This is a genomic window from Streptomyces sp. NPDC048392 (assembly GCF_043200575.1).
Lineage (GTDB): Bacteria > Actinomycetota > Actinomycetes > Streptomycetales > Streptomycetaceae > Streptomyces.
This window is the reverse complement of record NZ_JBICYB010000001.1, coordinates 173781-187721: the sequence shown is the minus strand read 5'-3', so window position 1 is coordinate 187721 and position 13941 is coordinate 173781. Positions and strand designations below refer to the sequence as shown.

Annotated in this window: 8 protein-coding genes and 1 pseudogene; 7 read left to right on the top strand and 2 right to left on the bottom strand. The window is 70.2% G+C overall.

Annotated features, from left to right (window positions below; genetic code table 11):
* Positions 1-4 precede the first annotated feature (4 nt).
* From ACGFYH_RS00735 to ACGFYH_RS00705, 7 genes and pseudogenes are all read left to right on the top strand, one after another.
* Positions 5-1318 (top strand): GH1 family beta-glucosidase, encoded by a 1314-nt coding sequence (locus tag ACGFYH_RS00735; protein WP_393800951.1) that lies wholly within the window; start codon positions 5-7, stop codon positions 1316-1318.
* Between the two features lie 144 nt (positions 1319-1462).
* The gene (locus ACGFYH_RS00730) at positions 1463-2542 is read left to right on the top strand and encodes a PhoH family protein (protein ID WP_393800950.1); all 1080 of its coding nucleotides are present in this window, start codon (positions 1463-1465) and stop codon (positions 2540-2542) included.
* A gap of 12 nt (positions 2543-2554) precedes the next feature.
* Complete coding sequence (ybeY, locus tag ACGFYH_RS00725) at positions 2555-3052, top strand: rRNA maturation RNase YbeY (protein ID WP_393800949.1); 498 nt, start codon at positions 2555-2557, stop codon at positions 3050-3052.
* Positions 3049-4353: a hemolysin family protein gene (locus ACGFYH_RS00720; protein WP_393800948.1), complete on the top strand. Its 1305-nt coding sequence runs from the start codon at positions 3049-3051 to the stop codon at positions 4351-4353. The genes ybeY and ACGFYH_RS00720 overlap by 4 nt, the downstream gene beginning before the upstream one ends.
* Entirely contained in the window at positions 4350-4721 is a 372-nt protein-coding gene (locus ACGFYH_RS00715; RefSeq protein ID WP_393800947.1) for an MmcQ/YjbR family DNA-binding protein, read from the top strand. The genes ACGFYH_RS00720 and ACGFYH_RS00715 overlap by 4 nt, the downstream gene beginning before the upstream one ends.
* Before the next feature lie 186 nt (positions 4722-4907).
* Positions 4908-5076: pseudogene (locus ACGFYH_RS00710) on the top strand (XRE family transcriptional regulator); the annotation flags it as partial.
* 38 nt (positions 5077-5114) lie between these two features.
* Positions 5115-5468 carry a cytidine deaminase gene (locus ACGFYH_RS00705; RefSeq protein ID WP_393800946.1) on the top strand — a complete coding sequence of 118 codons (354 nt, stop codon included), beginning with the start codon at positions 5115-5117 and terminating at the stop codon, positions 5466-5468.
* A gap of 138 nt (positions 5469-5606) precedes the next feature.
* Here the strand turns inward: ACGFYH_RS00705 and ACGFYH_RS00700 are convergent, their stop codons facing one another.
* Positions 5607-6086 carry a hypothetical protein gene (locus tag ACGFYH_RS00700; protein ID WP_393800945.1) on the bottom strand — a complete coding sequence of 160 codons (480 nt, stop codon included), beginning with the start codon at positions 6084-6086 and terminating at the stop codon, positions 5607-5609.
* Entirely contained in the window at positions 6065-13816 is a 7752-nt protein-coding gene (locus ACGFYH_RS00695; protein WP_393801500.1) for a ricin-type beta-trefoil lectin domain protein, read from the bottom strand. Before ACGFYH_RS00695 ends, ACGFYH_RS00700 begins: the two co-directional genes overlap by 22 nt.
* Positions 13817-13941: the final 125 nt, after the last annotated feature.

Below are 13941 nucleotides of genomic sequence, written 5' to 3'. Positions count from 1 at the left end.
GCGCATGGCGACTGACGCGATGCCGCGCTTCCCGGCCGGCTTCCTGTGGGGGGTGTCCACGTCCGCGCACCAGATCGAGGGCGCGGCCGAGCTGCGGGGGCCGTCCGTGTGGGACGCCTTCACGGCCGAACCCGGACGGGTGAAGGACGGCTCGACGGCGGCGGTGGCCTGCGACCACTACCACCGCTACCGCGAGGACGTGGCCCTGCTCGCGGATCTCGGCGTGGACGCGTACCGCTTCTCCGTCTCGTGGCCCCGGGTGGGCTCCCCCGGCGGTCTCGACTTCTACGACCGCCTGGTGGACGAGCTGTGCGCGGCGGGCGTGCGGCCGGTGCCGACGCTCTTCCACTGGGACCTGCCGGCGGGCCTGGACTGGCTGGAGCGGGACACGGCGTCACGGTTCGCGGAGTACGTGTCGGTCGTCGCCGCGCGGCTGGGCGACCGGGTCGAGAAGTGGATCACCCTCAACGAGCCCGCCGAGCACACCCTGCTCGGCCACGCCCTGGGCGTGCACGCCCCCGGCCGCCGACTGCTGTTCGACGCCCTGCCGGCCGCCCACCACCAGCTGCTGGCGCACGGTCTGGCGGTACGGGCGCTGCGCGCGTTGGGCGCCACGGACGTCGGCATCGCCAACTCGCACGGTCCCACCTGGCCCGCCTCGGACGAACCGGCCGACCGGGAGGCGGCGGAGTTCTACGACGTCCTGCTGAACCGGATGTTCTGCGACCCGCTGCTGACCGGGCGGTACCCGGAGGGCATCGGTGAGCTGATGCCCGGTCCCGCCGGGAGGACCGACGCCGACCTGAGGATCATCGCCGAGCCGCTGGACTGGTACGGCGTGAACTACTACGCGCCGACGCGGGTGGGCGCCCCGCAGGGCGCGGAGATCGAGTTCGGCGGGGTGACGCTCCCGGCCGAACTGCCCTTCTCGGTGCGCGGGATCGAGGGCCGGCCGCTGACGGACTTCGGCTGGCCGGTCGTCCCGGAGGGGCTGACCGAGCTGCTCACCGGCTTGGGCGACCGCTACGGCGACCGGCTCCCGCCGGTCGTGATCACGGAGAACGGCTGCTCCTACGAGGGCCTGGACGACCGGGCCCGCATCGCCTACCTCGACGGGCACGTCCGCGCCCTGCACCGGGCGATCGAGGCGGGCGTGGACGTGCGCGGCTACTTCGTGTGGTCGCTGCTGGACAATTTCGAGTGGGCCGAGGGATACGCCCGCCGCTTCGGACTGGTCCACGTGGACTTCACGACGCTGGAGCGCACGCCCAAGGCGTCGTACGGCTGGTTCCGGGACCTGGTGCGCCGCGGACGGTGACGACGGGCGGGGACGACGCCGGGTGCGCCGGTCGGATAAAACCCTCGGTGCTGTCGGCGGGGAGTCGTACGCTGGAGTCAGCAGACACACCCGTCACGCGGCACACGCCGCAGAGGAGGACGAGCAGGCCTAGAGCGCCGGCCCATGACTCAGACACCCGCATCCCGCACCCCCGCGCAGGGACAGGCGAGCGCACGGATCACCGTCCCCGCCCAGCACCCCATGGTGACCGTACTGGGCTCCGGAGACTCCCTCCTGCGTGTGATCGAGAAGGCCTTCCCGGCGGCCGACATCCATGTCCGGGGCAATGAGATCAGCGCCGTCGGCGACACCCATGAGGTCGCCCTCGTACAGCGCGTGTTCGACGAGATGATGCTGGTGCTGCGCACGGGGCAGCCGATGACGGAGGACGCAGTGGAACGCTCGATCGCCATGCTCAAGGCGAGCGAGAACGGGGAGAGCGACGGCCAGGAGACCCCGGCCGAGGTGCTCACGCAGAACATCCTGTCCTCGCGCGGCCGCACGATCCGCCCCAAGACGCTGAACCAGAAGCGGTACGTCGACGCGATCGACAAGCACACCATCGTCTTCGGCATCGGCCCCGCGGGCACCGGCAAGACCTACCTGGCGATGGCCAAGGCGGTGCAGGCCCTGCAGTCCAAGCAGGTCAACCGCATCATCCTGACCCGCCCGGCGGTCGAGGCCGGCGAGCGGCTCGGCTTCCTGCCGGGCACGCTGTACGAGAAGATCGACCCGTATCTGCGCCCGCTGTACGACGCGCTGCACGACATGCTCGACCCGGACTCGATCCCGCGGCTGATGGCGGCCGGGACGATCGAGGTCGCCCCGCTGGCGTACATGCGGGGCCGCACTCTCAATGACGCCTTCATCATCCTGGACGAGGCCCAGAACACCAGCCCCGAGCAGATGAAGATGTTCCTGACCCGGCTCGGATTCGACTCGAAGATCGTGATCACGGGTGATGTGACGCAGGTCGACCTGCCGGGCGGCACGAAGTCCGGCCTGCGGCAGGTGCAGGACATCCTGGAGGGCGTCGAGGACGTCCACTTCTCCCGGCTGACGTCGCACGACGTCGTCCGGCACAAGCTGGTGGGCCGTATCGTCGACGCCTACGAGCAGTACGACAGCAGGAACGGCACCGAGAACGGCGGCCACAACGGCGGCCGGACACCGAGAAGCGGTGCCAAGGCCAAGGGGAAGTAGACCAGCACCACCATGTCGATCGACGTCAACAACGAGTCCGGAACCGAGGTCGACGAGCAGGCGATCCTCGACATCGCCCGCTACGCGCTCGCGCGGATGCGCATCCACCCGCTCTCCGAACTCTCGGTGATCGTCGTGGACGCCGGTGCCATGGAGCAGCTGCACATCCAGTGGATGGACCTGCCCGGCCCCACCGACGTGATGTCCTTCCCGATGGACGAGCTGCGGCCGCCGTCGAAGGACGAGGACGAGCCGCCGCAGGGGCTGCTCGGCGACATCGTGCTCTGCCCGGAGGTCGCCGCCAGGCAGGGCACCGAGGCGCCGACGCAGCACTCCATGGACGAGGAGCTCCAGCTCCTGACCGTCCACGGGGTACTGCACCTGCTCGGGTACGACCACGAGGAGCCGGACGAGAAGGCCGAGATGTTCGGTCTGCAGGCCGCCATCGTGGACGGCTGGCGTGCGGAGAAGGGGCTGACCGGCCCGTCCCCGGCCCCGACGGTCTCATGAGCTTCCCGCTGGTCGCCGGTGCCGTCGCCCTGGTGGTGGTGGCCTGGCTCGCCGCCTGCGCGGAGGCGGGGCTCGCCCGGGTCTCCAGCTTCCGCGCCGAGGAGGCGGTACGGTCCGGGCGGCGCGGCGCCGAGAGGCTCGCCAAGGTCGCCGCCGACCCGACGCGCTACCTCAACGTGGCGCTGCTGGTCCGCGTCGCCTGCGAGATGGCGGCCGCCGCGCTGGTCACGTACGGCTGTCTGCGGCAGTTCGACGGCACCGGCGAGGCGCTGGTGATCGCCATCGCGGTGATGGTGCTGCTCTCCTACGTCGCCGTCGGGGTGTCGCCGCGCACCATCGGGCGCCAGCATCCGCTGAACACGGCGACGGCCGCGGCGTACGTGCTGGTGCCGCTGGCCCGGATCATGGGGCCGATCCCGTCGCTGCTCATCCTCATCGGCAACGCGCTCACCCCCGGCAAGGGCTTCCGCCGGGGCCCCTTCGCCTCCGAGGCGGAGCTGCGGGCGCTGGTGGACTACGCCGAGAAGGAGTCCCTGATCGAGGCCGAGGAGCGCCGCATGGTGCACTCGGTGTTCGAGCTGGGCGACACGCTCGTGCGGGAGGTCATGGTCCCGCGCACCGACCTCGTGGTCATCGAGCGCTACAAGACCATCCGGCAGGCCCTCACCCTCGCCCTGCGCTCCGGTTTCTCGCGGATCCCGGTCTCCGGGGACAGCGAGGACGACATCGTCGGCATCGTGTACCTGAAGGACCTGGTCCGCAGGACGCACATCAGCCGGGACGCGGAGAGCGACCTGGTCTCCACCGCGATGCGCCCGGCGTCCTTCGTGCCCGACACCAAGAACGCCGGTGACCTGCTGCGCGAGATGCAGAAGGAACGCAACCACGTCGCCGTCGTCATCGACGAGTACGGCGGCACGGCCGGCATCGTCACCATCGAGGACATCCTGGAGGAGATCGTCGGCGAGATCACCGACGAGTACGACCGGGAGCTGCCGCCCGTCGAGGAGCTGGGCGAGAACCGCTTCCGGGTCACCGCCCGCCTCGACATCGGCGACCTGGGCGAGCTGTACGGCCTGGACGAGTACGACGACGAGGACGTGGAGACGGTGGGCGGTCTGCTGGCGAAGGCACTCGGCCGGGTGCCGATCGCCGGGGCGTCGTCGATCGTCGAGCTGCCCGACGGCCGTGAGCTGCGGCTGACGGCGGAGACCGCCGCGGGCCGCCGGAACAAGATCGTGACGGTGCTGGTGGAGCCGGTGGCCGCGGCGAAGCCGGCCGAGGAGGCCGTGTCGGAATGACCCCCGGTGAACTGCGTGGCCTGTGTCTGTCCTTCAACGCCGCGGTGGAGGACTTCCCCTTCAATCCGGAGACCTCGGTCTTCAAGGTGCTGGGGAAGATGTTCGCGCTCACCTCGCTGGACGGGCGCCCGCTCACGGTCAACCTCAAGTGCGACCCGGACGACGCGATCCGGCTGCGGCGCGAGCACCCGGGCCTGATCGTCCCGGGCTGGCACATGAACAAGCGGCACTGGAACACGGTGACGGTGGACGGCGGACCCGGCGGGCGGCTCCCGGACCGTGTCGTCCGGGAGCTGGTCGAGGACTCGTACGACCTGGTGGTCGCCGGTCTACCGCGCACGGAGCGGCTCCGCCTCGACCGCCCCTGAGCCGGCCGTCCGGCGGGGCCGCGGTCCGAGGGGGCCACGGTCCGGCGGGGCCACGGTCCGGCGGGGCCACGGTCCGGCGGGGCCACGGTCCGGCGGGGCCACGGTCCGGCGGGGTCGCGGTCCGGCGGGTCGCGGTCCGGCGGGGTCGCGGCGCCGGACGCCGGGGGTGCGCCGCGAGGAGGTGGTCTCCCCCTGGTCGGCCCGCTCAGCCCGGAGTCGACGGCGCTCCAGGTACCCGCACGCCCTGACCGTCGTGCCGCACACGCCGCTGGACGAGGCGAACACCGCGGCGAAGCCCGAGTGGCCGGCCTCGCCGGAGGGCCGGCGCGGGGTGATGTACCCGGTGGCGGGGTGAGCGGGCGGGCGCCGGGCGGGGCTCCGTATGCTCACCCCATGACCGAGACTCCCGACCTCGACCCCGAGGACCGCAAGATCGTCACCTTGGCCCGCTCGGCCCGCGCCCGCAACGGCGTCCCCGAGGGCGCCGCCGTACGCGACGAGACCGGCCGCACGTACGTCGCCGGAACCGTCGCGCTGGACTCCCTGAAGCTCAGCGCCCTGCGCACGGCGGTGGCGATGGCGGTGGCGTCCGGCGCGACGTCGCTGGAGGCTGCGGCGGTGGTGACGGAGGCGGAGTCGGCGTCGGAGGAGGACCGGGCAGCGGTGCGTGATCTGGGCGGTCCGAAGACGCCGGTGCTGGTGGCTTCGCCCGATGGGACGGTGCGGGGGACGGTGAGCGCGGGCTGACCTCGCCGCTCCGCTTTGCCGGAAGGCATTGTGGCTGTACCCACGGCGAACGGCACATCACATGACGAGCGCCGCGTGTGAAAATTCGCGAGAAACGCCCCGCCAATTCCCGGCGGGGCGTTCTCGCGGGTCTTGTACTCAGTCTAACGGAATCGTCACGATCGTCACCTGTCCATCCATCAGACATTCGATGAGCACCGAACCGCCGAGCGGATGGATCCAGAAATGCGGCCCGGCGTCCAGGATGTCCCGCGCATGTCGCACCGCGACATCCGCAGGCATCGTCACGGTCGGCATCAGGTAGTTGCCCCAGATGACGGCGATCCGCTCACCGCGTTGTACGTACGAGGAGAGCAGCTCCGCCGCCATCCGCGTCCAGTGCTCCTCATCGTCCCACCAGAGGCGCTCTTCGAACGGAGTGAACTCGAAGTCGATCACGTCCCCGGTGGCAGCCTGAAATCTGCTCAGCGTCCCCGCCGTCAGTGCGCGGTTCTCGGCGAGATTCAGCTTCACCACCTGCCGACCGTCGGCGCATCCGGGGTCGTTCATGAAGTCCGGAAGGTATTCCGGATGACTTCCATAGGAACTACCGTCGGTCATACGTTCCGCCTCAACCACGTCGAGATGCTCCCGCCAGGGAACCTTATCGCCCACTTTCGGACCGACGCGCCCTTGCCTGTCATCACATTGATGTGCGGGCCAATTCTGTCGTCGGTGTCCAGGCGGAACGACCTGTATTCCCCACCGCTGGTCGCGGTGAACCCGGTATCCCTGCCGAAGGTGTCGACCGCGGACTCCATTGTCCCCTGCCGGCGCTGCCACGAACCGGTGTCGATGGGCCCCACGATGTCCAGCGCCTGGTTTCTGGCCTGTTCGAACGAGTCCGTGTCCAGGACGACCTCGCTGCGGGGCTTCTCTGGGTCGCACCGGCAAAGATCGGAATGCCCCGGTTGTGATCCACCGCAGTTGTGCACAAGGAGCGGAGCCGGGCCCGCCAGCACGAAGTACGTGTGGACGTTTCCGACCGTCAGGTTGTGGACCGTCGCCCCGGGGCTCGTCCAGCGCTGTACCGCGGTGATCTGGACGTGCGTGCCCGCGCTGGTCTGGAGCCACTGGCCGGAGCGGAGGTCCGTGGCGTCGAGCCACTTGCCCAGTTCGGGGACCCAGAAGGGGTGGCCGTCGGTCGCGGTGACCTGGGCCGTCTTCGTGCCCGCCTTGCCGTCGGTGTCGATCGTGACCTTGACCAGGTGCTTCAGGCCCTCGCCCTTGATCTCGGCGGTGACCGTCTCGATCCGGCGTTCGCCGGTCTTCGGGTCGGTGGCGACGACCTTGTCGCCGGCCTTGACCTGCTCGATCGGCTTCGTGGTGCCGTCGGCCATCAGGACGCGGGTGCCCGGCACGAAGCTGTTGTTGATCGGGCACGAGCCGCCGTCGGCCTTGCCGGAGCCGCCGCTTCCGCTGCTGCCGCCCTTGCTGCGGGAGGAGCCGCCGGCGTTGCCGCCCGGTTTCGAGGCCGCCTTCTTGCCGCCCCCGGAGGACTTGCTGACCGACGAGACCTTCGGGGCCGCCTTGGCCTGGGCCCGCTTCTGGACGGCGTTGCCGGTCTTCTTGGCCTGGGCCGCAGCCTTGTCGGCGGTTCTCTTCGCCTGTTCGGCCGCCTTCTTCTTGGCTCTTTGCGCGGCTTCCTTCTTGGCCTTCTCGATCGCGAGCTTCTTGGCCTTGAGCGCCGCCGCCTCTGCTGCCTTCGCGGCCTTGAGGACGGCCTGGGCCGCCTTCTTCGCCTTGCGGAAGACCTGGATGGCGTCGATGGTGCGGTCGATGGCCTTGAGGACACCCGGGATCTTGCCGGCCTTGAACCACGGGATCGCCCCGATCACCATGCCGGCACAGGACCACATGTCACCGCCGAAGCAGGCCATGGCGTCGCTGATGCCGATGAAGTCCTTCAGCGTGCTCCACGCCGCACCGAGGATCACCGAGGTCAGGGACTTGCCCATGGTGGACTGCGCCTGGGAGACCTGCGCCGCCGACAGTCCCGCTCCCACGAGGGCCGCGGTCCGCTCGGAAGCGGTCAGGGAGATGGCCAGACCCGTCGGGTCGGACATCGTCACCGGGTTGTTGTGCGCGTAGGTGTAACCGTTGGACTGGAGCAGGTCGTTCAAATCCAGCACCGGGTCCGCGGACAGGAAGCGTCCGACCACCGGGTCGTAGAGCCGGGCGCCCAGCGGCTGGTAGCCGGAGGCGTCGTCGCGGGTGGCGCCCAGGAACCCGGAGTGGGTCTGCAGGTCGTTGCCGACCGTGTCGGTGCCGCGCTGGTTGCCGAACGGGTCCTGCTTGCGGATGCGCACCGCCATGTCGCCGTAGAGGGCGACCTCCGCGTAGGTGCTGCCCTGGTGATCACCGGCCAGCGCGACCAGGGCCTCGCTGCCGTTGCCGTTGGCGTAGCGCATGACCGCGCCGCCGGGGGCCGAGTAGGTGCGCTGGGTGTGGACCAGGGCGCCGCCCGGACGGACGGTCACCTCGGCCTCGCCCAGGTACAGAGTCGCCTGCCTGTCCTTGATCCGCAGCAGCTGCGCGCCGTCGGGTCCGTAGACGTAGCGGGTGTCGTTCTGGGCGGACCACTGCTGCTCGGCCTTGTCCGTGCCGCAGGTGGCGAGCACGATCGGTGTCGAGTCCGCCGAGTTCGCGTCCTTGACCGCGAGGCAGAGGCCCGACGCGAGGTGGGTCAGCCGGCCGGAGGTGTCGCGCTTCAGTTCCTGGGCGGCCGAGCCGTCGCACTTCTGGAGCTGGACGGCGGCACCGGCCGTGCTGCCGACGGGCTGGACGCACCAGTCGTCGTGGACGACCATCGTGCCCCGGTCGGGGTCGGTCGGGGCCGTTCCCGGGGTCGGCGTGAAGTGCCAGTTCTGTGCCACCGTGGCGTTGCAGGAGTACAGCTGGATGGGCTGTCCGGCCGCCGCCGTGCCGCTCTTGAGGTCGAGGCACTTGTCGGCCAGACCCATGTACGGGGTCGCACCGCCGGTGCCCTGGCCCTTGATGCGGTCGATCCTGCCGTCGTACGTCCAGGTCAGTTCCTGCTTGTCGCCGTTCTCGAGGGAGGTGACGGACTTGGTCTCGCCGGTCAGCTCGTACAGGCGCTCGGCCTCGGCCTTGACCTGGGCACCCTGCGGCGTGGTGTAGGCCTTCGACACCTTGGTCAGCGTGTGCGGCTGGGTGCCGTCGGCCTTGCCGTAGGAGTAGGTGGTCGTGGCGTCCTTGGCGGTGGCTCCGGTGAGGTCCTTCTCGGTCAGCTTGGTGCGGTTGCCGGCGAGGTCGTACTCGTACTCCTGCCAGTACCCCGAACCGTCCTTGCCCGCAGCCACGTTGAGGGTGCCGTCGCTGTTCTCCGGGCCGGCGCAGGTGGTCTGGTCCTCGGCGGTCCACGCCGTCTTCAGCTGGCCCAGCGGGTCGTAGACGAAGCACTGGCGCTCGGCGATGCCGTCCGAGTGCTCGCGGACCGAGGTGACGTTGCCCGACGGGTCGTAGGCGTAGGAGCGGTTGGAGACGAGGTGGCCGGCGACCACGCTCTGGTCACCGCGCTGCTCGCGGTAGACCGACTGCTCCTTCAGCTCACCGGTGGACTCGTCGTACGAGCTCTGCGTCCACACCCGGTACGGCTGGGCGCCCAGCGTCGAGCGCAGCACCTGGCCGTAGGAGTCGTAGACGGTCTCGGCGCCGTACCAGTCCTTGCCGGAGACCGAGAGGGGCTTGCCGTACTTGTTGTAGCGGACGACGAGCTTCTCGGCGTCGAAGCGGCCGACGGCCGGGAGCGAGGCCTCCTCGAGGGCTCCGGTGTCGTTGTAGGTGTAGCCGTAGGTGTAGGAGGTCTTCAGGCCCCAGGTGTCGGCCAGTGTCTGCGGCAGGGTCAGCGTGGTCGAGGTCGGGTCGTAGTCCTTGGTGTACCCGTTGACGCGCTGGGTGTAGGCCTGGCCGTCGGTGTAGCGGGTGGCGGTGGCCGGCATGCCCTTGCCGCCGGGGGCCGAGTCGTAGCCCATGTCGGCGAGCAGCTTGCCGGTGGCGTTGTCCAGGCGCTGCTGGGTCGGGCGGGACAGGACGTCGTAGCCGTTCCAGACGGTGACGCCGCGGGCGTTGGTGGTGGTCAGCGTCCGGTCGCGGTGGTCGTAGGTGGTGCGGGTGGTACCCGTGTCCGGGTCGGTGGCGCTGGTCTGCCGGCCGCGGTGGTCGTACGTCCACGTGTACGGGTGCGTGGGATCGGCCGAGTTGGTCGCCTTCACCAGCTGACCGCGGTTGTCGTACGCGTACCGCATCGACGTGAAGCCGCTGGGCGCCGAGTTGAAGGTGTCGACGCGGGCGGTGCGGCCGAGGGCGTCGGTGTAGACGCGGTAGGAGGAGGTCCCGGCCGGGTTGATCACCTCGGACCAGTCCTGGCCGTACTCGTAGCGGGTCGCCTTCGCGGGCACCGGCTGGGAGGTGGCCTCCTTGGTCTCGGGGTCCATGACCTTCAGGACCGGTGTCTCCTCCAGCACGCGGCCGAGTCCGTCGTAGGTGTACCGGGTGATGTTGGGGACGGCCGTGTCGGCGAGCGGGGTGAACAGCTCGCCCGGCTTCGCCTCGTGGGTGAGGTAGGCGTTCCTGGTCTGCCAGATCTCACCGGAGCTGTTGTAGAGCGTGTCGGTGATCAGGTGACCGCCGCCGTCCGCCTCCTCCTGCGTCTGCCGCACGCGGCCGAGGCCGTCGTAGAGGGTGACGGAGGTTTCCACGCGGTCGTTGTGGCCGCGGGTGTGGCTGGTGACGAACGGGGGCTTGCGGTCCGGATTCTCCGGCTCGTACTCGGGGACGGTGTAGACGGCCTCGAAGTCCGGGACGGACGAGCTGGACGGGGTGCGGCCCGGGCCCCAGGCCTCCAGGAGGCGGCCCAGCGGGTCGTACTTGGCCTCGCTGACGTGCCCGTTGGCGTCGGTGGTCTTCAGGGTCGTGGAGCGGCCCGGCTCCAGCACCTGCTTCTGGGTGTGGCCGACGGCGTTGGTCTCGGTGACCTCGAAGACCTGGCCGGTTGCCGGCGTGTAGGTGATCGTGCCGGACTCGCCGTCCGGGTCGGTCTGCTTGACGACGCGGCCGACGGCGTCGAACTGGCTGGTGCCGTTGGTCTGGAAGCCGGTGCCGGCGCCGTTGAGGGACCAGGTCTCGGTGGCCAGGCCTCGGGTGGTGCCGGCGAGCGCGGTGCCGTAGCCCGTGCCGTCGTAGGCGGTACGGGTGGCGCCGCTGAGTGTGGACAGGTCGGAGAAGTCGGCGTTCGCGCAGGTGGTGGGTGAGACCAGGACCTGTTTGGTCAGGCCGATGAGGTTCTTGCCGGGGTGGTGGAGGTACTCCATCCGGGTGCAGGACTCGTCGCCCGGCCTGCCGGTGTCGCCGAGCGACTCGACCTGGGTGGGCAGGCCGTGCGTCGACTCGTACTCCGTCTTCGTCTCGACGACCCGCTGGGTGCGGTCGTCGTCACCGGTGCCGGAGGACTTGGTGTACGCGAGCTCCCTGGGCTCCGTGACGCGCCAGGCGCGCAGCGGGTCCAGGCCGTCGTCGCGGTCGCGCCTGCCCAGTTCGGTGGCGGCCGGGACGGTGACGCCGCGGGACAGCCAGTCGGTGTCGGCGTCGGAGGCGTGGGTGTAGGTCAGTTCCTCGGCGATGCGGCCGGCGAATGCCTCGCGGTCCTTGGCGATCTCGGCGCCGGTGATGTCCTTCACCGGGACGGTGTCGCCCATGCCGCGGAAGTAGCGGGTGACGGCTTTGGACTTCTTGCTGCCGATGACCGGTTCGTCCGTGCCCGTGATCACCGTGGACTGCTCGAACCCGGTGAAGTGGGAGTAGGTGCGGGTGGACTTCTTGGTGAACTCCGACTGGGCGAGCTTCCAGCCGGCGTTCTTGTACTGGTAGGCCGTGCGCGTGCCGAAGGAGCCGTCGACGTTGGGCAGCTCCTCGATGGAGTCGACGACGTACTTGTGGAACCAGTCGATCTCCTCGTCCTCGGGATCGGGGCTCCAGAACTGCGGATAGCACAGGCGGGTGTTGGACTTCAGCGCGGCGGTGTCCGACTTGCCGGGCAGTCCGGTTCCGGTGGCGCAGTCGCCGGTGGCCGGCTTGTAGGTGACGACGGTCTCGCCGCCGTACTCGTTGATGACACGCGCGATGCGCAGGCGGGAGAAGCCGGGGCGCGGGTCGTTCGGCCGCATGACCCGGTTGGGCATGTCGTCCGCGTTGGACTCGAAGCGGACGGCGTTGAGCGCGACGCTGTCGTCGGTGGAGCCGTTGCGGGCGAAGCCGGTGCGCTGGATCGACTCCAGCCACAGCGCGGTGTTCGGGCCGGTCTTCAGAACCGGGAAGCTCTGTTCGAGCTTGTACCGGTCCACGACCTGGCGGGTGTCGGTGTCGGTGCGCCGCTGGGCGGAGGTCTGGATCTCCTTCAGGCGCGTCCGGCTCCAGAAGGAGGGGCCGGCGTTCCAGCAGGTCTTGCCGGAGGCACACCGCAGGTCGGCCGGAGTGTCGTACCAGATGCGGTACTTGCCCGGGTCCTTGTCGGTGAAGTTCTCCTCGGAGCAGGTCAGTGAGCCCTCGGTGAAGCAGCGTTCGTCGACGGTGAAGTTGACTCGGGCCGGGGCGGGGGCCGAGAAGATGCTGTCCTTGCGCTGGCCGTAGTCGATGCGGGTCAGGTATCCGCCGCGGTCGTAGGGGACGGGGGCCTTGAAGTTGAAGTTGCGGGCGTAGTAGTTCTGCTCGGTCTTCCACCACAGGGACATCGCGTTGCCGTGGACGTCCTCGACGTAGTCGAGGTTCCAGCGCCAGGCCTGCTTGCACCAGGAGCCGGCCCAGTCACCTGCCTTGTAGCAGTCCTCGCCCGGGTGGTTGCCGTACACCGGAACGGTCAGCACCGAGTCGGTGACCGGCTTGCCCTCGGTGTGGCCGGGGAGCTCGTGCAGCCCGAAGTGGTAGCGGGTGCCGTCGCGGGTGGTGACGACCCAGTACTCGCCGTTCCTGGCGCCGTTGTGCGTGGCGGGGTCCTCTATGCGCTCAACCTTCGCGCCGTCGCCGTTGGCGGTGAACCACTTGTTCTGGTCCTTGTCCCAGACCAGCTCGGTGGTCATGCCGCCGAGCGACAGGGTGGCGTTCTGCGAGCCCCAGCACAGGTCCGCGGTGCGGTGGCTGGCGTTGTTGGACCCGGCCTTCTTGGAGTCCTGGCGGCAGTTGGCGTAGGTGCGGGTGATGGAGCCCGGGTTGTAGTCCCAGCCGTCGCCGATCCAGGATGCCTGGTTGTTGGTGGCGGAGGTGCGCCCGTCCACGGACTGCGAGGAGTAGCCCAGCGCGATCTTCGGCATCAGGCCGCCCGCGGTCTCGGGGACCTGGACCTGGTAGCCGTAGGTGAAGGCGCCGGAGGAGGCTCCGGCGGACCAGGACCCCGAGGTCAGCAGCGGTGTCGCGGTGTAGTCGCCGGCGGCCGAGGCTCCGGTGTCCATGGCGCCGATCACCTGGGGGCCGGAGGCGTCGACCGCCTGGAGGGCGCCGGTGCGGGTTGATGCCGTGCGGGCGGAGGCACCCGACGGCTTCGAGGCGGACCCGGGGGTCTGCCCGGCGGTCGCTTCGGCGCCGAGCAGGTCGGCGACCGGTACGGAACCGGTGAGGATCTTGTGGGTGGTGGCCTTACGGGGGCTCTTCGCCTTGGTGGGTGCCTCCTTCGCGGGCACCACCTCGACCGTGCTGGGCAGCCGTTCGGCCTTGTCGCCGGCCTTGCCCGACATGGTCTGCGCGCCGCCCTCGGCGGCGCAGTCCCCGCTGTCGGGAGAGGTCAGTACGCACTCGGGCAGCAGCACCAGGCCGAAGCGGTCGGCGGCCTGCGGGCCGTAGAGGTCGGCGAAGGAGGTGGTGTCGACGGCGAGCGCGACCTGTGCGGCCGGGTCGGCGGTGGCCGGCGGGGTGACCTGCATGATCAGGCCGGAGACGCCGGCTTCCTGGGACGCGGACGGCGCGGCCAGGTCGACCTTCCAGTCACCGGCGACGGCGGCGGCATCGGTTCCCTCGGGCACACCGACCGCGACGGGCAGGCCACCCGAGACCGGGACCGTGGTGCCGGCGGCGGCGTCCGCGGCCAGGGTGGCGGTGCCGCTGCTCTCCGTCCAGGGCGTCACGGCGGTCGGCGCGTACGGGTCGACGGGGACGACGTCGGCGGTCGTGAGGTTCTTCTCCGCCTCCTCGTCCCCGTCGACGGAGGCGTTCTCCGGCAGGTCGGGGAGGTCGACGGCCTCTTCGCGGCTCATGCCGGGGCCCGGTACCGCCCATGCCTCCGCGCTGAGGCTTGTGACCATCAGCGTCGAGGACAACAGGAGGACGGTCACCGCGCGGCCGTGCCGCCGGCGCCGTCGTTGTGACTCAGTCAGGGCCGGGCGCCTACGCCCCGGCCAGGACAGCGGACTCTGAGCACGCATGCGCG